Consider the following 22391-nt stretch of genomic DNA (forward strand, 5'->3'; position numbering starts at 1 on the left):
TTCTACTCCTCGTCCTCGAGCCAGCCCATGGTGCGTTCCACGGCCTTGAGCCAGCTCTTGTACTCACGGTCGCGGGTGTCCGCGTCCATGCGGGGGGTCCACTCGGCGGCCCGGCGCCAGTTGGCGCGCAGCGCGTCGGTGTCCGGCCAGAAGCCGACGGCGAGGCCGGCGGCGTAGGCGGCGCCGAGGCAGGTGGTCTCGGCGACCATGGGCCGCACCACGGGTGCGTCCAGGAAGTCGGCGAGGGTCTGCATCAGCAGGTTGTTGGAGGTCATGCCGCCGTCGACCTTGAGCGCGGTCAGCTCGACGCCGGAGTCCTTCGTCATGGCGTCGCTGATCTCGCGGGTCTGCCAGGCGGTGGCCTCCAGCACGGCACGGGCGATGTGCGCCTTGGTGACGTAGCGGGTGAGACCGGCGATGACGCCGCGGGCGTCCGGCCGCCAGTACGGGGCGAACAGGCCGGAGAAGGCCGGCACGAAGTACGCGCCGCCGTTGTCCTCGACCGAGGAGGCCAGGGTCTCGATCTCGGCCGCGGACTGGATCAGGCCCATCTGGTCGCGCATCCACTGCACCAGCGAACCGGTGACGGCGATCGACCCCTCCAGGGCGTAGACCGGCTTCTGGTCGCCGATCTGGTAGCCGACCGTGGTCAGCAGCCCGTTGTAGGAGTTGACGGGCGTCTCGCCGGTGTTCAGCAGCATGAAGGTGCCGGTGCCGTACGTCGACTTGGCCTCGCCCTCGGCGAAACACGTCTGGCCGAACAGCGCGGCCTGCTGGTCACCGAGCGCGGAGGCGACCGGCACGCCGTCGAGCACGCCGCCCTTGGCGTGGCCGTACACCTCGGCGGAGGAACGGATCTCGGGCAGCACCGCGGCCGGAATGCCGATGGAGGAGAGGATCTTGTCGTCCCACTCCATGCGGTGCAGGTTCATCAGCAGGGTGCGCGAGGCGTTGGTGACGTCGGTGACGTGCACCCCGCCGTCGGTCCCGCCGGTCAGGTTCCAGATGACCCAGGAGTCCATGGTGCCGAAGAGGATGTCGCCGCGCTCGGCACGCTCGCGCAGCCCCTCGACGTTGTCGAGCAGCCAGCGGACCTTGGGCCCGGCGAAGTACGAGGCGAGCGGCAGGCCGGTCTCGCGGCGGAAGCGGTCCTGGCCGACGTTGCGGCCGAGCTCCTTGCAGAGCGCGTCGGTGCGGGTGTCCTGCCAGACGAGGGCGTTGTGGACGGGCTCACCGGTGTGCTTGTCCCAGAGCAGCGTGGTCTCGCGCTGGTTGGTGATGCCGATCGCCTTCACGTCGGCGGCGGTGATGCCGGCCTTGACGATGGCGCCCGCCACGACCTCCTGCACGTTCTCCCAGATCTCGGTCGCGTCGTGCTCGACCCAGCCCGGCTTCGGGAAGATCTGTTCGTGCTCCTTCTGGTCGACGGAGACGATCCGGCCGTCCTTGTCGAAGACGATGCAGCGGCTGGACGTGGTGCCCTGGTCGATGGCGGCGATGAACGGCCCGGTGCCGTGGGTGCCGGTGGTGTGTGCGTCGGTCACGGTGTGCTCTCCCGGAAGTCTGTGTGGTCGTGGGGGTGACGGCTCTGGGCTCTGCGGCTCAGGCGAAGGCGACGTTGTAGAGCCCGCCGGCGATCGCGCCGCCGATGAGCGGTCCGACGACCGGGATCCACGCGTAGCCCCAGTCGGATCCGCCCTTGTTCGGCAGCGGAAGCAGCGCGTGCACGATACGCGGACCGAGGTCGCGAACCGGGTTGATCGCGTAGCCCGTCGGGCCGCCGAGCGAGAGACCGATCGAGACGACCACCAGTGCGGTGATCAGGGCGCCGAGCGTGCCGAGGCCGTTGCCCTCGTTGTTGAGGCCCTGGGTGAGGATCGCCAGGACCAGCACGACGGTGGCGATGATCTCGGTGACGACGTTCTGCACGGCGTTGCGGATCTCGGGGCCGGTGGAGAACACGCCGAGGACCGGTCCGGCCGCGGGGGCCGCGGCCTTGTCGACCATGCCCTCTTCACCCGTATGGGCCTTGAGGACCTCCGGGTCGGTGAGATGGGCGCGGAACTGCCCGTAGTAGGTCAGCCAGACCAGCACCGCGCCGATGATCGCGCCGAGGAGCTGGGAGCCGAGGTACAGCGGTACGTCGCTCCACTTGGTGCCGCCCTCGATCGCCAGACCGATGGTGACGGCAGGGTTGAGCTGCGCGCCGGACACGCCGCCGGCCAGATAGGCGCCGGTCAGGACCGCGAACCCCCACCCGAAGGTGACGGCGAGCCAGCCGGCGTTCTGCGCCTTGGAGTGCTTGAGCGTCACGGCGGCACAGACACCGCCGCCGAGCAGGATGAGTACGGCGGTACCGATGGTCTCGCCGATGAAGATGTCGGAGCTGGACACCCGCGACTCCTTTGTCGTTCGTCCAGGGAAGCCGAACCCCGGGTCCCTCCGGTGGTCCGCGCCCTCATGTGAGGACGTTGCCGGCCCTTGGCACTGTCACACCCTAACGCTTGTTTCCGTTAGCTGTTCGACAATGCCGACCGATGAACGGCAGTGTTTCTCCCAGGTGAGAGAGGCGTCAAGGGTTGTGTGTTCTATAACTCGATCGTTACGCGTGATCCGGAGGGGTGCTCAGAAGCGCCTGGCGCCCAGATCCCGGGAGACCGCGCGGGCGCAGTCCCGTACCGCCGCCACGAGGTCCGGACGCAGCTCGCCGTCCGCGCAGACCCGCTCCACGGCTCCGGTCACGGCCACGGCGCCCACGGGCATCCGGCGCCGGTCGTGGATCGGGGCGGCCACCGCGGCCACGCCCTCCCAGGTCTCCTCCACGTCGGCCGCCCAGCCGCGCGCGCGGATCAGGTCGAGCATCGACTCGAACTCCTCCGGGTCGGTGACGGTGCGGGGCGTGAAGGCCTGCCGCTCGGCCTCCAGGGCCTCCGTGTGGGCCACCGGGTCGTAGGCGGACAGCACCTTGCCCAGGGCCGTGGAGTGCAGCGGCTGCATGGCCCCGACCTCCAGGACCTGCCGGCTGTCGTCCGGCCGGAAGACGTGGTGGACGATCAGCACGCCCTGCTGGTGCAGGACGCCCAGGTGGGCGCTCTCGCCGCTGGACCGGGCCAGGTCGTCCGTCCAGACCAGGGCGCGGGCCCGCAGCTCGTGCACGTCCAGATAGCTGTTGCCCAGGCGCAGCAGCTCGGCCCCCAGCTGGTAGCGGCCGGACGCCGCGTCCTGCTCGACGAAGCCCTCGTGCTGGAGCGTGCGCAGGATGCCGTGCGCGGTGCCCTTGGCCAGGCCCAGGGAGGAGGCGATGTCGGACAGCCCCAGCCGCCGCTCGCCGCCCGCCAGCAGACGCAGCATCGCGGCCGCCCGCTCCAGCGACTGGATGTTCTTGGCCATCGCGCCGTACTCCTCCATCATGTTCGACAATGCTGAACACTATCGGTCGATGCCGACCCATGCTCGATCACTAGGGAAGTCTGCGGCACCTCACCGGTCCGGACGGCCGCGGGAAGCCATGCCGTCCGATTCGTGGGACAGAGTGACGGTCCGGGACGCCGCCCCGCTACCCTGGCCGGGTGCGCCTTCCGCCGAAGACGCAAAGCCGACAGCCGTCGCATCCCTGGGAGTACATCCATGGCCTCGTCGCCGACCCCTTCCGCCGACAGCCGGAACCGAGCCGCAGCCCTCCGCGAGGCGCTCGCCACCCGCGTGGTGGTGGCCGACGGTGCCATGGGCACCATGCTCCAGGCACAGGACCCCACGCTGGAGGACTTCGAGAACCTCGAAGGCTGCAACGAGATCCTGAATCTCACCCGCCCCGACATCGTGCGCTCCGTGCACGAGGAGTACTTCGCGGTCGGTGTGGACTGCGTGGAGACGAACACCTTCGGCGCGAACCACTCGGCGGCGAACGAGTACGAGATCGCCGACCGGATCTTCGAACTGTCCGAGGCGGGCGCCCGCATCGCCCGTGAGGTCGCCGACGAGTTCGGTGCGAAGGACGGCCGCCAGCGCTGGGTCCTCGGCTCCGTCGGCCCCGGCACCAAGCTGCCGTCGCTCGGCCACATCGCGTACGACGTGCTGCGGGACGGCTACCAGCAGAACGCCGAGGGCCTGCTCGCCGGCGGCGCGGACGCCCTGATCGTGGAGACCACGCAGGACCTGCTCCAGACCAAGTCCAGCCTCATCGGCGCACGCCGCGCGATGGAGGCCCTGGGCGCCGACGTGCCGCTGATCTGCTCGCTGGCCTTCGAGACGACCGGCGTCATGCTGCTCGGCTCCGAGATCGGCGCCGCGCTGACCGCCCTGGAGCCCCTGGGCATCGATCTGATCGGGCTGAACTGCTCGACGGGCCCGGCCGAGATGAGCGAGCACCTGCGCTATCTGGCCCGGCACTCGCGCACCCCGCTGATGTGCATGCCGAACGCGGGCCTGCCCGTCCTGACCAAGGACGGCGCGCACTTCCCGCTCGGCCCGGAGGGGCTGGCGGACGCGCAGGAAGCCTTCGTGAGCGACTACGGTCTCTCCCTGATCGGCGGCTGCTGCGGTACGACGCCCGAGCATCTGCGCCAGGTCGTCGACCGGGCCCGCGGTCTCACCCCCGCCGTCCGCGACCCGCGCCCCGAGCCCGGCGCCGCCTCGCTCTACCAGACCGTGCCGTTCCGCCAGGACACCTCGTACCTCGCGATCGGTGAGCGTACGAACGCCAACGGGTCCAAGAAGTTCCGCGAGGCCATGCTGGAGGCGCGCTGGGACGACTGCGTGGAGATGGCCCGGGACCAGATCCGCGAGGGCGCGCACATGCTCGACCTGTGCGTCGACTACGTCGGCCGCGACGGCGTCGCCGACATGAACGAACTGGCCGGCCGTTTCGCCACCGCCTCCACGCTGCCGATCGTGCTGGACTCCACCGAGCTGCCGGTGCTGCGGGCCGGGCTGGAGAAGCTCGGCGGGCGCGCGGTCCTCAACTCCGTGAACTACGAGGACGGCGACGGCCCCGAGTCGCGCTTCGTCAAGGTCACCCAGCTGGCCGCCGAGCACGGCGCCGCGCTGATCGCGCTGACCATCGACGAGGAGGGCCAGGCCCGCACCGTCGAGCACAAGGTCACCATCGCCGAGCGGCTGATCGAGGACCTGACCGGCAACTGGGGCATCAACGAGTCGGACATCCTCATCGACTGCCTCACCTTCACCATCTGTACCGGGCAGGAGGAGTCCCGCAAGGACGGCATCGCCACCATCGAGGCGATCCGTGAGCTGAAGAAGCGCCACCCCGAGGTGCAGACCACGCTGGGCCTCTCCAACATCTCCTTCGGGCTGAACCCGGCGGCCCGCGTCGTCCTGAACTCCGTCTTCCTCGACGAGTGCGTCAAGGCCGGTCTGGACTCCGCGATCGTGCACGCCTCGAAGATCCTGCCCATCGCCCGGCTGGAGGAGGAGCAGGTCAAGGTCGCCCACGACCTGATCTACGACCGCCGCGCCGAGGGGTACGACCCGCTGCAGCGGCTCATGGAGCTCTTCGAGGGCGTCAACATGAAGTCGATGAAGGAGGGCAAGGCCGAGGAGCTCCTCGCCCTGCCGCTCGACGAGCGCCTCCAGCGCCGGATCATCGACGGCGAGAAGAAGGGTCTTGAGGCCGACCTCGACGAGGCCCTGCAGACCCGGCCCGCCCTCGACATCGTCAACGACACCCTGCTGGAAGGCATGAAGGTCGTCGGCGAGCTCTTCGGCTCCGGCCAGATGCAGCTGCCGTTCGTGCTCCAGTCCGCCGAGGTCATGAAGTCCGCGGTGGCCCATCTGGAGCCGCACATGGAGAAGTCGGACGCGGAGGGCAAGGGCACCATCGTCCTGGCCACCGTCCGCGGCGACGTCCACGACATCGGCAAGAACCTCGTCGACATCATCCTGTCGAACAACGGCTACAACGTCGTCAACATCGGCATCAAGCAGCCCGTCTCCGCGATCCTGGAAGCCGCCGAGGAGAACCGCGCCGACGTCATCGGCATGTCCGGCCTCCTGGTCAAGTCCACCGTGATCATGAAGGAGAACCTCCAGGAGCTGAACCAGCGCAAGCTGGCGGCCGAGTACCCGGTCATCCTCGGCGGCGCGGCCCTCACCCGCGCCTACGTCGAGCAGGACCTGCACGAGATCTACGAGGGCGAGGTCCGCTACGCGCGGGACGCCTTCGAGGGGCTGCGTCTCATGGACGCGCTCATCGGGGTCAAGCGCGGCGTCCCGGGTGCCGTCCTCCCCGAGCTCAAGCAGCGCCGCGTGCCCAAGCGGGACACGGCCGTGCTGGAGGTCGAGGAGCCGGAGGAGGGCGTCCGCTCGGACGTCGCCGTCGACAACCCCGTCCCCACCCCGCCGTTCTGGGGAAGCAGGGTCGTCAAGGGCATCCAGCTCAAGGAGTACGCCTCCTGGCTGGACGAGGGCGCCCTCTTCAAGGGCCAGTGGGGCCTCAAGCAGGCCCGGGCCGGCGACGGACCGACGTACGAGGAGCTGGCCGAGACCGAGGGCCGCCCGCACCTGCGCGGCTGGCTCGACAAGCTGCACACCGAGAACCTCCTCGAGGCAGCCGTCGTCTACGGCTACTACCCCTGCGTCTCCAAGGGCGACGACCTGATCCTGCTCCACGAGGACGGCTCGGAGCGCACCCGCTTCACCTTCCCGCGCCAGCGCCGGGGCCGCCGGCTGTGCCTCGCGGACTTCTTCCGCCCGGAGGAGTCCGGCGAGACCGACGTGATCGGCCTCCAGGTCGTCACCGTCGGTTCGAGGATCGGCGGCGAGACCGCCAAGCTCTTCGAGGCCAACTCCTACCGCGACTACCTGGAGCTGCACGGCCTGTCCGTCCAGCTCGCCGAGGCCCTCGCCGAGTACTGGCACGCCCGGGTCCGCTCGGAGCTCGGCTTCGCCGGCGAGGACCCGTCCGAGGTCGAGGACATGTTCGCGCTGAAGTACCGGGGCGCGCGGTTCTCGCTCGGCTACGGCGCGTGCCCGGACCTGGAGGACCGCGCGAAGATCGCCGACCTGCTCCAGCCGGAGCGGATCGGTGTGCACCTCTCGGAGGAGTTCCAGCTCCACCCCGAGCAGTCCACCGACGCGATCGTCATCCACCACCCCGAAGCGAAGTACTTCAACGCGCGGTAAGACGCCGTTCGACGCGCGGTAGCCGTACGAGTCGTACACTGGTCGGTCCAGTGCAGGCCGGTCGCCCTCCCTCCCGGGAAAGGTGGCCGGCCTTCTCGTCCCTCATGGAAGGTGTGCCGGATGACCAGTACGATCCCCGCGTCCCTGACCCGTACGGCCGAGGGTGGCGCCCTTCAGGCCGTCTTCCTCGACATGGACGGCACCCTGGTCGACACCGAGGGCTTCTGGTGGGACGCCGAGGTGTCGGTCTTCGCCGATCTGGGGCACCGGCTGGACGAGGCGTGGAAGGACGTGGTCGTCGGCGGCCCGATGACGCGCAGCGCCGGGTACCTCATGGACGTCACCGGTGCGGACGTCACCCTCGACGAACTGACCGTGCTGCTCAACGACCGCTTCGAGAAGCGCATCGCCGCCGGGGTGCCGCTGATGCCGGGCGCCGCCCGGCTGCTCGCCGAGCTGGCCCAGCACGAGATCCCGACCGCGCTGGTCTCCGCCTCGCACCGGCGGATCATCGAACGGGTCCTGGACTCGGTGGGCCGGCACCACTTCGCGCTCACCGTGGCGGGCGACGAGGTGACCCGCACCAAGCCCCACCCCGAGCCCTATCTCACCGCCGCGAGCGGCTTCGGGGCCGATCCCCGGCTCTGTGCCGTCATCGAGGACACCGCGACCGGTGTGGCCGCCGCGGAGGCCGCGGGGTGCCGGGTGGTGGCCGTGCCGTCCGTGTCGCCGATCGCACCGGCGGCCGGCCGGGTGGTCGTCGGTTCGCTCGAAGAAGTCGATCTCGCATTTCTCAGGGGACTGGTCACCGGTATGCGCTGATCCGCATACCGAGAGTATTTCTGTGAATGAATGGAAAAGCTCTCGCGTGCGGCCGTGCGCTTTATGTTGCGCCCGAGTGTGGATAAGTCGGGGACATGTCAAATTCGCAAAAGTGTCCACCGCGTGACCTTTGTCACTCATTCGAGCGCCGCTAAGCCCGTGAACTCTTCCGTGCTGCCCGTTCCGTGTACCCAAGTGTCCCGATACATGAATCTCTGTACGAATCATTCCGGGAACCGGAAATCGGCTCGCCACCGATTCCGTACACGCTCCGATTACGCGGCAGCGGCACCGGTCCGGCATTGCCGGCGACGCCTACTAATGTCGTTTTCTCCATGACCGCATGAGGGAGAACGACCACGATGAACCGCAAGACTCTGGTGCTGCCGGCCGTCGTCGGCCTGCTCGCGCCCGTACTCGCCGCCTGCGGTGTGTCGGACGGCGGGAGCGAGGGCGACGGCGCCATCGCTGTCGGCACCACGGACCAGTTCGTCGCCTCCACGGACGCCCCGGCACCCCTGGACCCGGCCATCGGCTACGAGGCGGGCGTCTGGAACGTGCTGCGGCAGACCGTGCAGACCCTCATGCACGTCCCGCGCGGCGGCGGCCTGCCGGTGCCCGAGGCGGCCGAGAGCTGCACCTTCACGGACACCGCGAACGAGAGTTACCGCTGCAAGCTGCGCGCGGGACTCGAATTCGCCGACGGCAGCGCGGTCACCGCCGAGGACGTCAAGTACTCCATCGACCGCGTCATCCGGATCAAGTCCACCAACGGGCCCGTCGCGCTGCTCAACAACATCGACACCGTCGAGACCAAGGGCGATCGCGAAGTCGTATTCCACCTCCGGACGTCGGACGCGACCTTCCCGTACAAGCTCGCCACACCGCCCGCCGGAATAGTCCAGAAGGACAAATACCCGGCGGCCTCCGCGCGCGACGGTTTCCAGGTGGACGGCTCCGGCCCGTACACGATGAAGCCGGAAGTGAAGAACGATCAGGTCGTGAAAGTCGTCTTCACCAGGAACCCCCGGTACAAGGGTGACCTCAAGGTGCTGAACGACAAGGTGGAACTCGATCTCTTCCCCGACGCCACCGCCATGGGCAAGGCGCTCGACGAGAAGAAGATCGACATGATGACCCGCACCATGTCGCCCGAGCAGTCCCGGCGGATGCTGGAGAAGCCCGAGGACGACATCAAGCTGACCGAGATGCCCGGCCTCGCGATCGGCTACCTCGGCTTCGACACCGAGGACCCCGCGGTGAAGAACAAGGCGGTCCGCCAGGCCATGGCCCAGATCATCGACCGCGGCCGGATCGCGAGCGAGGTGTACGGCACCACGGCCGAACCGCTGTACTCACTGATCCCGACCAGCATCACCGGGCACACCAACTCGTTTTTCAACAAGTACGGCGAGCCCAGCACCGCGAAGGCCGCCGCCATCCTGAAGGACGCCGGGATCCACACCCCGGTGAAGTTCACCCTGCACTACACGACCGACCACTACGGCGAGGCGACCGCCGCCGAGTACCGGATGCTGAAGAAGCAGTTCAACGACACCGGCCTGTTCGACATCTCCGTCGAGGGCACCCCCTGGGCCAAGTACCGGCCGGCCGAGGTGCGCGGTGACTACGCCGCCTACGGCATGGGCTGGTTCCCCGACTTCCCGGACCCGGACAACTACACGGCGCCGTTCCTCGACAAGGACAACTTCCTCAACTCGCCCTACCGGTCGGCCGAGGCCCAGAAGACCCTCATCCCGCAGTCCCGCCGCGAGGACGACCGCAGCGCCGCCGCCAGGACCTTCCAGCAGCTCCAGGACATCGTCGCCGAGGACGTCCCCGTCCTCCCCGTCTGGCAGGGCAAGCAGTACGTCGCCTCCCGCGAGGGCCTCACCGGCGTCGAGTGGGCGGTCAACTCCTCCGCCGACCTCCAGCTCTGGGAACTCGGCCGCGGCTGACCGGCCGGGACACCGCCCCGGTGCCGGGCCCCCACCGGGTCACTGAGCGCCGGGGCGCACCAGTCCGCTCTCGTACGCGTACACCGCGGCCTGCACCCGGTCGCGCAGCCCCAGCTTCGTCAGCACATGGCCCACGTGCGTCTTGACCGTGGTCTCGCTGACGAACAGGTCCGCGGCGATCTCCGCGTTCGACAGACCGCGCGCCACCAGCTTCAGGACCTCGACCTCGCGGTCCGTGAGCGTGTGCAGCGTGTCCGGGACCGGATCCTCGCCGGACGGCAGATGGTCCGCGTACTTGTCGAGCAGCCGGCGCGTGATGCTCGGGGCGAGCATCGCCTCACCGCCCGCGACCACCCGGATCGCCTGTACCAGCTCATTGGCCGGGGCGTCCTTCAGCAGGAAGCCGCTCGCGCCGGCGCGCAGTGCCTCCACCACGTACTCGTCGAGATCGAAGGTCGTCAGCACCAGCACCTTCGCCGGACCGTCCCGGCCGGGACCGGTGATCTGACGGGTCGCCTCGACGCCGTCCATCCGCGGCATCCGGATGTCCATCAGCACCACGTCGGGCTGGAGCGCCCGCACCTGGTCGAGCGCCTGGAGACCGTCACCGGCCTCGCCCACCACCGCGAGATCACCCTCCGCCTCCAGAATCATCCGGAAGCCGGTGCGCAGCAGCGGTTGGTCGTCGACCAGTAGGACGCGGATAGCCACGGGATCTCCTCAATGTCCTTCAAGGACCTCAGGCCGGCCGGCCTCAGCCCGGACCGGATCCATTCTGCCCTGGACATCCTGTCCCGATTCCGCCGGGCGCACCGACAGCGGATAGACCGGGGGAGTCCCGCCGAATTCCGGACAGAGCGCCTGGTGGTCGCACCAGCCGCACAGCTTCGTCGGCCGCGGCCGCCACTCGCCCGTCTCCGTGGCCAGCGAGATCGCCTCCCACAGGGCCAGCAGCTTGCGCTCCACCCGCTCCAGGTCCGCCACCACCGGGTCGTACGTCAGCACGTCGCCGCTGCCGAGATAGACCAGCTGGAGCCGGCGCGGCACCACACCCTTGAGCCGCCAGATCACCAGCGCGTAGAACTTCATCTGGAAGAGCGCGCCCTCCGCGTACTCCGGACGCGGCGCCTTCCCGGTCTTGTAGTCGACGATCCGGACCTCGCCGGTCGGCGCCACGTCGATCCGGTCGATCACCCCGCGCAGCCGCAGCCCCGACTCCAGCTCGGTCTCGACGAACAGCTCCCGCTCGGCCGGCTCCAGCCGCATCGGGTCCTCCAGCGAGAACCAGCGCTCCACCAGCCGCTCCGCCTCCGACAGCCACCCCGCGAGCCGCTCGCCCTCCGGGTCCTCGGCGAACAGCTCCGACAGCTCCGGCTTCGACTCCAGCAGCCGGTCCCACTGACCCGGGATCAGCGCCGTGGCCCGCCCCGGGGTGCGCTCCTGCGCCGGATTGTCGAAGAGGCGCTCCAGCACCGCATGCACGAGCGTGCCCCGGGTAGCCGCCTCACTGGGCTTCTGCGGCAGCTTGTCGATGACCCGGAAGCGGTACAGCAGGGGGCACTGCATGAAATCGCTCGCCCGCGACGGCGAAAGGGACGAGGGCGGCTGAGGCGGCCGCGGCACAGAGGTCATGACGAAGACCCTACGACCCGCCACTGACACCAACCGGCATACCATCGACCACAGACCCTCGAACACTGCATGATCGTGCCGAAACGGCACCGACCGAAGGGACCTCGTGGACGAGAGCGGCAACAGCGGGCGGCCGCAGCCCGGCGCAGGGGGAGCCGACCCCGGCGACGGCCCCGACAAGGGCGCACCGGGGCGCAGGGAGGATCCCGGGGGCGGCATCCTCATGGGCCGCCCCTTCGGAGTGCCCGTCTACGTCGCACCCAGCTGGTTCGTGGTGGCCGCCCTGATCACCTGGGTGTTCGGCGGCCAGCTCGACCGCGTCCTGCCCGACCTCGGCGCCGCGCGCTACCTGGTCGCCCTCTTCTTCGCGATCGCCTTCTACGCCTCCGTGCTCGTCCACGAACTCGCGCACACGGTCGCCGCCCTGCGCTACAAGCTCCCGGTCCGCCGCATCCAGCTCCAGTTCTTCGGCGGCGTCTCGGAGATCGAGAAGGAGTCGGAGACCCCCGGCCGCGAATTCGTCCTCGCCTTCGTCGGCCCGCTGCTCTCCCTCGTCCTCGCCGGGGTCTTCTACATCCCGATGAAGTTCGTCGAGGCCGGCACCGTGCCCGGCGTCCTGCTCGGCGGACTGATGATCTCCAACCTCATCGTCGCCGCGTTCAACCTCCTGCCCGGCCTCCCGCTCGACGGCGGCCGGATGCTCCGCGCCGTCGTCTGGAAGATCACCGGCCGCCCGATGAGCGGCACCGTCGCCGCCGCCTGGGTCGGCCGCGCGCTCGCCGTCGTCACCCTCATCGGCCTCCCCCTCCTCACCCACACCGGGTCCCTGGGCAGCAGCAACCGCGACATCAGCGGCATGGACACCGTCACCGACGCCCTGCTCGCCGCGATCCTCGCCGCGATCATCTGGACCGGCGCGGGCAACAGCCTGCGCATGGCCCGGCTCCGCGAACACCTCCCCGACCTCCAGGCCCGCGCCCTCACCAGGCGAGCCGTCCCGGTCGAGGCCGACACCCCGCTGTCCGAGGCGCTGCGCCGGGCCAACGAGGCCGGGGCCCGCGCCCTCGTCGTCGTCGACGCGACCGGCGAACCCCAGGCCGTCGTCCGGGAGGCCGCCATCGTCGGGGTCCCCGAGCACCGCCGTCCCTGGGTCGCCGTCGGCGGCCTCGCCCAGGACCTCACCGACGGCATGAAGGTCCCCGCCGAACTCGCCGGCGAGGCACTCCTGGACCGCCTCAAGGCCAGCCCCGCCACCGAGTACCTCGTCGTCGAGGACACCGGCGCGATCTACGGGGTGCTGTCCACCGCCGACGTCGAGCGCGCCTTCGTCGCCGCCATGGCACGCCCCGCCGCCTGACCCCCGCGCACCCCGCCGGGCAGGCGGTCGGAGCCCCGGGAAACACCGGTACGCTGGTCACATGTCTGAACCGACCGGTGCCGCCCGCCGACGTGGGCCCTTCAAGGTCGGGGACCAGGTCCAGCTCACCGATCCCAAGGGACGCCACTACACCTTCACGCTCGAAGCCGGAAAGAACTTCCACACCCACAAGGGTTCTTTCTCGCACGACGAGCTGATCGGTGCTCCCGAGGGCAGTGTTGTCCGTACCACGGGGAACGTCGTCTATCTGGCGCTGCGCCCCCTGCTCCCCGACTACGTCCTGTCCATGCCCCGCGGCGCCGCCGTGGTCTACCCCAAGGACGCGGGGCAGATCCTGGCCTTCGGCGACATCTTCCCCGGCGCCCGCGTCGTGGAGGCCGGGGTCGGATCCGGCGCGCTCTCCACCTTCCTGCTCCGCGCCATCGGCGAGCAGGGCATGCTGCACTCCTACGAGCGCCGCGAGGACTTCGCCGAGATCGCCCAGCAGAACGTCGAGCGCTACTTCGGCAGCCCGCACCCCGCCTGGCAGCTCACCGTCGGCGACCTCCAGGACAACCTCACGGAAACCGACGTGGACCGCGTCGTCCTGGACATGCTCGCCCCCTGGGAGTGCCTGGACGTCGTCTCCAAGGCGCTCGTCCCCGGCGGCATCCTCTGCGCGTACGTCGCGACCACCACCCAGCTCTCCCGGACGGTCGAGTCCATCCGTGAGATCGGGTGCTTCGCCGAACCGCAGCCGTGGGAGTCGATGATCCGCAACTGGCACGTCGAGGGTCTCGCCGTCCGCCCGGACCACCGGATGATCGGCCACACCGGATTCCTCGTCACCGCCCGCCGGCTGGCCGACGGCGTCCAGGCCCCGCCGCGCCGTCGCCGTCCCTCCAAGGGCGCCTACGGCGAGGACTACACCGGCCCCGGCAGCCAGAGCGGCTCCGCCGCCGAGTAGCCGGGAGCACCGCCCCCGCACCCGACGTACCGGCGCCGCCGCCGGGTTCCCGGACCGACCCGGGAACCCGGCGGCGGCGCCCTTTCGTTGGCCGCACGGCGGGTGACGGACGGGGAAGCGATCCGTGGCGACCCCACCGTTCCGCTGCCGTGTGAGGTGTGGCACGATGCTGGCCACCCCCACCCCGCCGCCGACGTCCCGCCGACGGCACCGCCTTTCCGGCATTCCGCACCACAGGACCACAGGAGACATCCCGCGTGCAGACCTCCGCGCTCCCGGACCTCGCGCACACCGACACCTCGCCGATGCACTGGCTCGCCACCGCGGCGGCCATGGCCGCCGTCGTCGCGGCCGCAGGCCTGCTCCAGCCCGACGCGCGCGCCTCGGCCTCCACCCCCCACCGCACCACCGCGCAGCACGGGGCCGCCCCCGTCGCCGCACCCGACCCGGCCCGCGCCGCCTTCCCCCTGAAGTGCGGCGGAGTGGGCACCACCGTGGCCAAGCAGGCCCCGGGCGACCTCGACGGCGACGGACGTCCGGAAACCGTCGCCGTGGTCCACTGTGCGGCCGGATCCGGTACCCCGCCCAGCGGCGTCTACGTCCTCACGCAGACAAGCGGGGCCGCACCGAGGATCGTCGCGACCCTGGTGGACCCCGCCCAGTCGAAGAGCGTCGGGGACTTCACGGTGAGTGACGGCGTCATCGCCGCCACGCTCCTCGGCTACTCCTCGCCCTCGGTGCCCTCCTGCTGCCCCGACGAGCAGGAGAAGGTCACCTGGCAGTGGCAGAACGGCGCCTTCGTGCGCAGCAGCCAGTCCGAGGAACCGGCCGGGGCCGGCGTCTGACCGTCACCGCGCGTGTCCGCCGCCCCGTCCGGGACGGCGGCCGGAGCGGTCAGGCGGCCTCGGGGCCGTAGACCTCGACGCTGTCCGAAACGCGTCGTACATGAATGCAGTCGCCCGGGCACTCCTTGGCCGAGTCGACGACGTCCTGGAGGAGCGGCAGCGGGACCGGTGTGGTCGCGCCCTTGTGCTGGAGCAGCTCGTCCTGATCGCTCTTCACGTACGCGAGACCGTCGATGTCCAGCTCGAACACCTCGGGCGCGTACTGCACACAGATGCCGTCCCCCGTGCAGAGGTCCTGGTCGATCCAGACCTCCAGGTCCTGCGTCTCGCTGCCGGTGGGAGCGTCCTGCTGCACGGTCATTTCTCCTGCCGTTTCCTGCGTATCCGAACCAAAAAAAGCCAGCCCTGACGGGTGTTGAACAGTTCGACGATACAACCGGCCGCTTTCCGATGTTGAAGGGTGGGTATTCCCCTGACACGAGGGAGAGCGCAAGGGTGAAGATCGGACACACCCCAGAGTCTTTGTGATCTAGGGGTTTCAATCATCACCCACCCAGGTAGGGTCAGGAAGCGTCCAGCTCCCCTTGGAGGAGGTGAGGACCGTGGCAGCCCACGACGACGACATCAACCGCGGCATCCGGCCCGGGCGGGGGTCCGATGACCCAGCCGGCCAGGTCGCCTATCTCGAGCAGGAAATCGCCGTCCTGCGACGTAAGCTCGCCGACTCTCCGCGTCATACGAGGATTCTCGAAGAGCGGATCGTCGAGTTGCAGACCAACCTCGCAGGCGTGTCCGCGCAGAACGAGCGGCTCGCAAGCACACTCCGGGAGGCCCGCGACCAGATCGTGGCTCTCAAGGAGGAGGTCGACCGGCTCGCACAGCCGCCGGCCGGCTTCGGAGTGTTCCTGCACGCCAACGAGGACGGCACCTGCGACATCTTCACCGGGGGCCGCAAGCTCCGGGTGAACGTCAGTCCCAGTGTTGAGCTCAAGGACCTCCGGCGCGGCCAGGAAGTCATGCTCAACGAAGCGCTCAACGTGGTCGACGCCATGGAATTCGAGCGGGCCGGGGACATCGTCACCCTCAAGGAGATCCTTGAGGACGGCGAACGAGCCCTGGTGGTCGGGCACACCGACGAGGAACGGGTGGTGCGGCTCGCCGAGCCCTTGCTGGACATCACCATCCGTCCCGGCGACGCCCTGCTGCTCGAACCCAGGTCCGGCTACGTCTATGAAGTGGTTCCCAAGAGCGAGGTCGAAGAACTCGTCCTCGAAGAAGTCCCGGACATCGACTACAACAAGATCGGTGGCCTGGGCGACCAGATCGAGCTGATCCGCGACGCGGTCGAGCTCCCCTACCTCCACCCGGACCTCTTCAAGGAACACGAACTGCGGCCGCCGAAGGGCATCCTGCTCTACGGCCCGCCCGGCTGCGGCAAGACACTCATCGCCAAGGCAGTGGCCAACTCCCTTGCCAAGAAGGTCGCCGAAGTCACCGGCCAGCCCGCCGGAAAGAGCTACTTCCTGAACATCAAGGGCCCCGAGCTCCTCAACAAGTACGTCGGCGAGACCGAGCGCCACATCCGCCTGGTCTTCCAGCGTGCCCGTGAGAAGGCGAGTGAGGGCACCCCCGTCATCGTCTTCTTCGACGAGATGGAGTCCCTCTTCCGTACCCGCGGTTCCGGTGTCAGCTCGGACGTGGAGAACACCATCGTCCCCCAGCTGCTCGCCGAGATCGACGGTGTGGAGGGCCTGGAGAACGTCATCGTCATCGGCGCCTCCAACCGCGAGGACATGATCGACCCCGCGATCCTGCGGCCCGGCCGTCTCGATGTGAAGATCAAGATCGAGCGTCCGGACGCGGAGGCCGCGAAGGACATCTTCGCGAAGTACCTCACGCCTTCGCTGCCGCTGCACGCGGACGACCTCGCCGAGCACACCGGCTCCAAGGAGGCGGCGGCTCACGCCATGATCCAGTCGGTCGTCGAGCGGATGTACACCGAGTCCGAGGAGAACCGCTTCCTCGAGGTCACGTACGCCAACGGCGACAAGGAAGTCCTGTACTTCAAGGACTTCAACTCCGGCGCGATGATCCAGAACATCGTCGACCGGGCCAAGAAGATGGCCATCAAGGCCTTCCTCGAACAGGGCCAGAAGGGCCTTCGCGTCTCCCACCTCCTCCAGGCATGCGTGGACGAGTTCAAGGAGAACGAGGACCTGCCGAACACCACCAACCCGGACGACTGGGCCAGGATCTCCGGCAAGAAGGGTGAGCGGATCGTCTTCATCCGCACACTCGTCACCGGAAAGCAGGGCGCGGACACCGGTCGTTCCATCGACACGGTGGCGAATACGGGGCAGTACCTCTAGAACGCACACCGGCTGCGGATGCCCGGCCGGGCATCCGCAGCCGGTTGCTTTCCGGACAGCTCCCACGACACCGCAGTAATGACGTAATTGATCTCCCCAGCAGCACAGAGGCGCTCTAGGCTCTGGCGTACCGCCCGGTCGCGCAGTGCGGGGACGGGCAGACCGCGCACGCACCGGAGAAGCAGCGGTACTTGAGCGCCGCCCCGGAAGGGAGCGACGCCGGGCAAGGAGGGCCGCATGACCGTACGGCGAGTAATGGGCATCGAGACGGAGTACGGGATCTCCGTGCCCGGCCACCCCAACGCCAATGCCATGCTCACCTCGTCCCAGATCGTCAACGCCTACGCGGCGGCGATGCACCGGGCGCGGCGCGCCCGCTGGGACTTCGAGGAGGAGAACCCGCTGCGCGACGCGCGAGGCTTCGACCTCGCCCGCGAGACCGCCGACTCCAGCCAGCTCACCGACGAGGACATCGGCCTGGCCAATGTCATCCTCACCAACGGGGCACGGCTCTACGTCGACCACGCACACCCCGAGTACAGCTCGCCGGAGATCACCAACCCCCGGGACGCGGTCCTGTGGGACAAGGCCGGCGAGCGCATCATGGCCGAGGCCGCCGAGCGCGCGGCCCAGCTGCCCGGCGCCCAGCCGATCCACCTCTACAAGAACAACACCGACAACAAGGGCGCCTCGTACGGCACGCACGAGAACTACCTGATGAAGCGCGAGACCCCGTTCTCGGACATCGTGCGCCATCTGACGCCGTTCTTCGTCTCGCGGCAGGTCGTCACCGGCGCCGGACGGGTCGGCATCGGCCAGGACGGCCACGAGCACGGGTTCCAGATCAGCCAGCGCGCCGACTACTTCGAGGTCGAGGTGGGTCTGGAGACCACCCTCAAGCGCCCGATCATCAACACCCGCGACGAGCCGCACTCCGACGCCGAGAAGTACCGCCGGCTCCATGTGATCATCGGCGACGCGAACCTCTCGGAGATCTCCACCTACCTCAAGCTGGGCACCACCTCACTGGTCCTCTCCATGATCGAGGACGGCTTCATCAACGTCGACCTGGCCGTCGACCAGCCGGTGCGCACGCTGCACCAGGTCTCGCACGACCCGGATCTCCAGCAGCTGATCACTCTGCGCAGCGGCCGGACACTCACCGCTGTCCAGCTCCAGATGGAGTACTTCGAGCTGGGCCGCAAGTACGTCGAGGAGCGGTACGGGGCGGACGCCGACGAGCAGACCAAGGACATCCTGGTCCGCTGGGAGGACACGCTCAACCGGCTGGAGAACGACCCGATGAGCCTGTCCCGCGAGCTGGACTGGATCGCGAAGCGGGAGCTCATGGAGGGCTACCGCCGCCGGGACGGCCTGGACTGGGACGCGGCCCGGCTGCACCTGGTGGACCTGCAGTACGCCGACGTGAGGGCCGACAAGGGCCTCTACAACCGTCTGGTGGCCCGCGGCAGGATGAAGCGCCTCCTGGACGAGAACGAGGTCGAGAAGGCCCGTACGGCGCCTCCGGAGGACACCAGGGCGTATTTCCGCGGCCGCTGCCTGGAGCAGTACGCGGACGACGTCGCCGCGGCCTCCTGGGACTCGGTCATCTTCGATCTGCCGGGCCACGACTCCCTGCAGCGGGTTCCGACCATGGAGCCGCTGCGGGGCACCCGTGACCACGTCAAGGCGCTCCTGGACCGCTGCCGTACGGCGGAAGAGCTGGTCCGGGTGCTGTCGGGCGGCTGAAAGGGCCGCCGACTGGGAATCATTCCGATGACCTCCGGACGTTGAGACAAGTACCGGGCCAATGTCGGACCCCGTAGGTAGGGTCTGATCAAGTGCTTCGAACCGAGCGGGGTGAGCTACATGGCGACCAAGGACACCGGCGGCGGACAGCAGAAGGCGACACGTTCCACCGAGGGGACCGAGGAGCAGGCGCAGGAAGCGCAGGGTTCCGAGGACCTCAAGGAGCGGCAGGAGAAGCTGAGCGACGACGTGGACGACGTCCTCGACGAGATCGACGACGTCCTGGAGGCCAATGCCGAGGACTTCGTTCGCTCATTTGTTCAAAAGGGCGGGGAGTAACCGGCCCGGCGCCCTCACCGGTGACCGGCGTGCGGCACGGGCTCCGGCCCGTGCCGCACGACCGCCGGCACGCCTCGGGGACACACCTCGCGGGCGCGGACCGCGATCGGTCCGAATGCCTCCGCCACACATGTGGATCACCGTCGTCGGACGGGTAGGGTCCGTGGCATACGGTGCTTCAACTGCAATTCGGCCGTAGGCAAGTTGGGAGATGCTCCTGACACCTTGCGCAGGGCCATCGCTTACCTGGAGGGAAACGCGTGGAAGCCAACACTCGTAGCACCGGGCGTCTACCAGCTGCCTTCCTGACGCCCGGGTCCTCTTCCTTCATGGACTTCCTGTCCGACCAGTCGCCCGGGATGCTCCCGGGCAACCGGCAGCTGCCGCCCATGAAGGGGGCCATCGAGGCGCCGCACGGCACCACGATCGTCGCGGCGTCCTTCCCCGGCGGCGTCGTCCTGGCCGGTGACCGGCGGGCGACCATGGGCAACATGATCGCGCAGCGCGACATCGAGAAGGTCTTCCCGGCCGACGAGTACTCGGCGGTGGGCATCGCCGGTACGGCCGGTCTGGCCGTGGAGATGGTCAAGCTCTTCCAGCTGGAGCTGGAGCACTTCGAGAAGGTCGAGGGGGCCCAGCTCTCCCTGGAGGGCAAGGCGAACCGGCTCTCCACGATGATCCGCGGCAATCTGGCCATGGCCATGCAGGGTCTCGCCGTGGTGCCGCTCTTCGCCGGCTACGACGTCGACCGTGAGCGGGGCCGGATCTTCAGCTACGACGTCACGGGCGGCCGCTCCGAGGAGCACGGGTACGCGTCGACGGGCTCCGGCTCGATCTTCGCCCGCAACTCGATGAAGAAGCTCTACCGCGAGGACCTGACGGAGGAGCAGACGCTCACGCTGGTCGTACAGGCGCTGTACGACGCGGCGGACGACGATTCCGCGACCGGTGGACCGGACGTGGGCCGTCGTATCTATCCGATCCTCACCGTCATCACCGACGAGGGCTTCCGGAAGCTGACCGAGACGGAATCCTCCGAGATTGCCCGCTCGATTCTGGAACGCCGGCTGGAACAGCCCGACGGCCCGCGCGCCGCGCTGCTCTGACCGCCCGTACCGAGGCTTCTTCGATGCTCTTGTCACTGACAGAAAGGGACGGATAGCCGGTGTCGACGCCGTTCTATGTCTCACCTCAGCAGGCCATGGCCGACCGGGCGGAATACGCCCGGAAGGGCATCGCCCGTGGTCGCAGCCTGGTTGTGCTGCAGTACGCCGACGGCATTGTGTTCGTCGGCGAGAACCCGTCCCGCGCGCTGCACAAGTTCAGCGAGATCTATGACCGGATCGGTTTCGCCGCCGCCGGAAAGTACAACGAGTACGAGAATCTCCGCATCGGCGGAGTGCGCTATGCGGATCTGCGCGGATACACCTATGACCGCGACGACGTGACGGCGCGTGGACTGGCGAACGTCTACGCGCAGACGCTCGGCACCATCTTCTCCAGTGCGGCCGAGAAGCCGTACGAGGTGGAGCTGGTGGTCGCCGAGGTCGGCGCCGGGCCCGAGGGCGACCAGATCTACCGGCTGCCGCACGACGGCTCGATCGTGGACGAGCACGGCTCGGTCGCGGTCGGCGGCAACGCCGAGCAGATCAGCACCTTCCTGGACCAGCGCCACCGTGACGGGATGTCGCTCGCCGAGGCGCTGAAGCTGGCGGTGCAGGCGCTGTCCCGCGATCCCAACGGCAGCGAGCGGGAGATCCCCGCGGAGCGGCTGGAGGTCGCGGTCCTGGACCGTACGCGGCCGCAGCAGCGCAAGTTCAAGCGGATCGTCGGCCGTCAGCTGGCCCGCCTGCTGGAGGCGGACGGCGCGGATTCGACGCCCACGGACGCCCCTTCGGACACCGAGGACGGCGAGGGCGCGGACACCTCCGCGGCCGCGACGGACACCGGCAAGCCGGGCGCCAAGAAGGCCGCCCCGGATGCCTCCGATGCCGGGGACTCCACCGATTCCGGCGGCGACGTCGAGTAGCCCGTCCCGCACGTCCCGACGGTGCCCCGGTCCGCCCTTCGGCGGGCCGGGGCACCGTCATACGGCCTGGCCGGCGGGCGGTGGCGCGCTGGAGCCGCGCACGACGAGCCGCACCGGCAGTCTCCCCGGCTCGGCCTGCCGGCCGTCCAGCACCGCCAGCAGGGCGCTCATGCCGCGCTCGCCGACCTGTTCGGCGGGCAGCCGCACCGTGGTGAGCTCCGGCTCGACCGCCGTGGCCAGGGCCAGATCGTCGAAGCCGGTGACGGAGAGGTCGTCCGGGACCCGCAGCCCGAGCCGGCGGGCGGCCTTGCAGGCGCCCGCCGCCAGGATGTCGTCGTCGCACACGAGGGCGGTGGGGCGCGGGCCCGGGGCCGCCAGCGCGCGCTCGGTGGCCTCGCGTCCCGCCCGTACGTCCAGGGCGGCCGCGACGGTACGCACCTCCGTGCCCGCCACGCCGCCGAGGGCCGCGTGGAGCGCACGGGCGCGGACCGCGAAGGTCCAGGTGTCCACGGACGACGAGACATGCAGGAAACGGCGGTGGCCGAGGGCGAGCAGGTGTTCCGTCACCTGCCGCATGCCGTCGGCGATGTCCAGGTTGACCCGGGCGGCGGGTCCCGGCGCCGCCGGGTCGCTGTCGAGCATGACCAGGGGGAGACCCGCTCCTTGCAGGGCGCCCAGGGCGTCGGCCGCCATCGAGGAGGCGATCACCCCGTCCAGCGCGGCGCGGGCCGAGGCGAAGGGGTCCCGGGCCGGGCCCGTGCCGTCGGGTGACGGGTAGAGGACGACGCCGAAACCGTGCTCGGCGGCGACCGCGGCGGCGCCGGTGTACACCCGGGCGAAGAACTCGTTGGTGAGCGCGGGCACGACGAGCAGAGCGGTTCGGGTACTGCCCAGACGCAGGTTGCGGGCCGCGAGATTGGGCCGGTAGCCGAGTCCGCGGGCGGCCTCGCGCACCCGGCCGGCGGTGGCCTCGGAGACCCGGCCGCGCCATTTGTCACCGACGACCAGGGAGACGGTGGCCTGGGAGACGCCGGCGGCCCGGGCCACGTCGCGGCTGGTGGGCCGGGGCGGGCCGGGTGGTGCTGGGCTGGTCACGCGGGCCTCCGGGCCGGTCGGGGCAGGCACGGCGAGGTGGACCTGCGGACTGGGCTCATGGTACGTATGAACCTTGAAGTTATACGTAA

General features: G+C 69.4%; 18 protein-coding genes and 1 pseudogene. 12 read left to right on the top strand and 7 right to left on the bottom strand.

The features are described from left to right. Window positions 1-2 precede the first annotated feature (2 nt). From glpK to OG521_31775, 3 genes are all read right to left on the bottom strand, one after another. Window positions 3-1544: a glycerol kinase GlpK gene (gene glpK, locus OG521_31765; GenBank protein ID WUW25092.1), complete on the bottom strand. Its 1542-nt coding sequence runs from the start codon at window positions 1542-1544 to the stop codon at window positions 3-5. A 58-nt stretch (window positions 1545-1602) separates the two neighbouring features. Further along, window positions 1603-2394, bottom strand: coding sequence for an aquaporin family protein (locus OG521_31770; GenBank protein ID WUW25093.1), 792 nt, complete (start codon window positions 2392-2394; stop codon window positions 1603-1605). Between the two features lie 231 nt (window positions 2395-2625). Beyond that, on the bottom strand, window positions 2626-3408 hold the full coding sequence (locus OG521_31775; protein ID WUW26872.1) for an IclR family transcriptional regulator: 783 nt from the start codon (window positions 3406-3408) through the stop codon (window positions 2626-2628). A 219-nt stretch (window positions 3409-3627) separates the two neighbouring features. Between OG521_31775 and metH the strand changes: the two genes are divergently transcribed. The 3 genes from metH (at window position 3628) to OG521_31790 (ending at window position 9920) form a co-directional block, all read left to right on the top strand. After that, window positions 3628-7140 carry a methionine synthase gene (gene metH, locus OG521_31780; GenBank protein WUW25094.1) on the top strand — a complete coding sequence of 1171 codons (3513 nt, stop codon included), beginning with the start codon at window positions 3628-3630 and terminating at the stop codon, window positions 7138-7140. A gap of 120 nt (window positions 7141-7260) precedes the next feature. Continuing rightward, window positions 7261-7962 carry an HAD family phosphatase gene (locus OG521_31785; GenBank protein WUW25095.1) on the top strand — a complete coding sequence of 234 codons (702 nt, stop codon included), beginning with the start codon at window positions 7261-7263 and terminating at the stop codon, window positions 7960-7962. A gap of 362 nt (window positions 7963-8324) precedes the next feature. After that, the gene (locus OG521_31790; protein ID WUW25096.1) at window positions 8325-9920 is read left to right on the top strand and encodes an ABC transporter substrate-binding protein; all 1596 of its coding nucleotides are present in this window, start codon (window positions 8325-8327) and stop codon (window positions 9918-9920) included. Window positions 9921-9959: 39 nt separating this feature from the next. Here OG521_31790 and OG521_31795 read toward each other — a convergent pair whose 3' ends face one another. After that, window positions 9960-10631 (bottom strand): response regulator transcription factor, encoded by a 672-nt coding sequence (locus tag OG521_31795; GenBank protein ID WUW25097.1) that lies wholly within the window; start codon window positions 10629-10631, stop codon window positions 9960-9962. Window positions 10632-10640: 9 nt separating this feature from the next. After that, entirely contained in the window at window positions 10641-11486 is an 846-nt protein-coding gene (locus OG521_31800) for a PD-(D/E)XK nuclease family protein (GenBank protein ID WUW26873.1), read from the bottom strand. A gap of 172 nt (window positions 11487-11658) precedes the next feature. On the opposite strand from OG521_31800, the gene OG521_31805 reads away from it, so the two are divergent. The 3 genes from OG521_31805 to OG521_31815 all read left to right on the top strand — a co-directional run bounded on the left by OG521_31805 (window position 11659) and on the right by OG521_31815 (window position 14721). Next, window positions 11659-12909, top strand: coding sequence for a site-2 protease family protein (locus tag OG521_31805; GenBank protein WUW25098.1), 1251 nt, complete (start codon window positions 11659-11661; stop codon window positions 12907-12909). A 61-nt stretch (window positions 12910-12970) separates the two neighbouring features. Beyond that, window positions 12971-13876 carry a tRNA (adenine-N1)-methyltransferase gene (locus OG521_31810; protein WUW25099.1) on the top strand — a complete coding sequence of 302 codons (906 nt, stop codon included), beginning with the start codon at window positions 12971-12973 and terminating at the stop codon, window positions 13874-13876. A gap of 257 nt (window positions 13877-14133) precedes the next feature. After that, on the top strand, window positions 14134-14721 hold the full coding sequence (locus OG521_31815) for a hypothetical protein (protein WUW25100.1): 588 nt from the start codon (window positions 14134-14136) through the stop codon (window positions 14719-14721). A gap of 49 nt (window positions 14722-14770) precedes the next feature. Here the strand turns inward: OG521_31815 and OG521_31820 are convergent, their stop codons facing one another. Beyond that, complete coding sequence (locus tag OG521_31820) at window positions 14771-15082, bottom strand: ferredoxin (GenBank protein WUW25101.1); 312 nt, start codon at window positions 15080-15082, stop codon at window positions 14771-14773. A gap of 241 nt (window positions 15083-15323) precedes the next feature. On the opposite strand from OG521_31820, the gene arc reads away from it, so the two are divergent. The 6 genes and pseudogenes from arc to prcA all read left to right on the top strand — a co-directional run bounded on the left by arc (window position 15324) and on the right by prcA (window position 21207). Continuing rightward, window positions 15324-17090: a proteasome ATPase gene (gene arc / locus OG521_31825; GenBank protein ID WUW25102.1), complete on the top strand. Its 1767-nt coding sequence runs from the start codon at window positions 15324-15326 to the stop codon at window positions 17088-17090. A gap of 237 nt (window positions 17091-17327) precedes the next feature. Continuing rightward, window positions 17328-18839 (top strand): depupylase/deamidase Dop, encoded by a 1512-nt coding sequence (gene dop / locus OG521_31830; GenBank protein WUW25103.1) that lies wholly within the window; start codon window positions 17328-17330, stop codon window positions 18837-18839. A gap of 120 nt (window positions 18840-18959) precedes the next feature. After that, a complete protein-coding gene (locus tag OG521_31835) occupies window positions 18960-19178 on the top strand; it encodes a ubiquitin-like protein Pup (protein WUW25104.1) in 219 nt (72 codons plus the stop codon). Window positions 19179-19295: 117 nt separating this feature from the next. Then, a pseudogene (locus OG521_31840) lies at window positions 19296-19487 on the top strand (endonuclease VII domain-containing protein). After that, a complete protein-coding gene (gene prcB, locus OG521_31845) occupies window positions 19439-20284 on the top strand; it encodes a proteasome subunit beta (protein ID WUW25105.1) in 846 nt (281 codons plus the stop codon). The pseudogene OG521_31840 and the gene prcB overlap by 49 nt, the downstream one beginning before the upstream one ends. A 59-nt stretch (window positions 20285-20343) precedes the next feature. Continuing rightward, window positions 20344-21207 (top strand): proteasome subunit alpha, encoded by an 864-nt coding sequence (gene prcA / locus OG521_31850; GenBank protein WUW25106.1) that lies wholly within the window; start codon window positions 20344-20346, stop codon window positions 21205-21207. Between the two features lie 57 nt (window positions 21208-21264). On the opposite strand, the gene OG521_31855 is transcribed toward prcA, so the two are convergent. Then, entirely contained in the window at window positions 21265-22302 is a 1038-nt protein-coding gene (locus OG521_31855) for a LacI family transcriptional regulator (protein ID WUW25107.1), read from the bottom strand. Window positions 22303-22391: the final 89 nt, after the last annotated feature.

Origin of the sequence: Streptomyces sp. NBC_01463 (genome assembly GCA_036227345.1) — a bacterium.
Classification (GTDB): domain Bacteria; phylum Actinomycetota; class Actinomycetes; order Streptomycetales; family Streptomycetaceae; genus Streptomyces.

Bases quoted from the DNA above. Each gene is read 5' to 3' on its own strand.
- OG521_31775 (WUW26872.1), bottom strand. From the start codon at position 3,408: ATGGAGGAGTACGGCGCGATGGCCAAGAACATCCAGTCGCTGGAGCGG.
- metH (WUW25094.1), top strand. From the start codon at position 3,628: ATGGCCTCGTCGCCGACCCCTTCCGCCGACAGCCGGAACCGAGCCGCA.
- OG521_31785 (WUW25095.1), top strand. From the start codon at position 7,261: ATGACCAGTACGATCCCCGCGTCCCTGACCCGTACGGCCGAGGGTGGC.
- OG521_31790 (WUW25096.1), top strand. From the start codon at position 8,325: ATGAACCGCAAGACTCTGGTGCTGCCGGCCGTCGTCGGCCTGCTCGCG.
- OG521_31800 (WUW26873.1), bottom strand. From the start codon at position 11,486: ATGCAGTGCCCCCTGCTGTACCGCTTCCGGGTCATCGACAAGCTGCCG.
- OG521_31810 (WUW25099.1), top strand. From the start codon at position 12,971: ATGTCTGAACCGACCGGTGCCGCCCGCCGACGTGGGCCCTTCAAGGTC.
- OG521_31820 (WUW25101.1), bottom strand. From the start codon at position 15,082: ATGACCGTGCAGCAGGACGCTCCCACCGGCAGCGAGACGCAGGACCTG.
- dop (WUW25103.1), top strand. From the start codon at position 17,328: ATGACCGTACGGCGAGTAATGGGCATCGAGACGGAGTACGGGATCTCC.
- OG521_31835 (WUW25104.1), top strand. From the start codon at position 18,960: ATGGCGACCAAGGACACCGGCGGCGGACAGCAGAAGGCGACACGTTCC.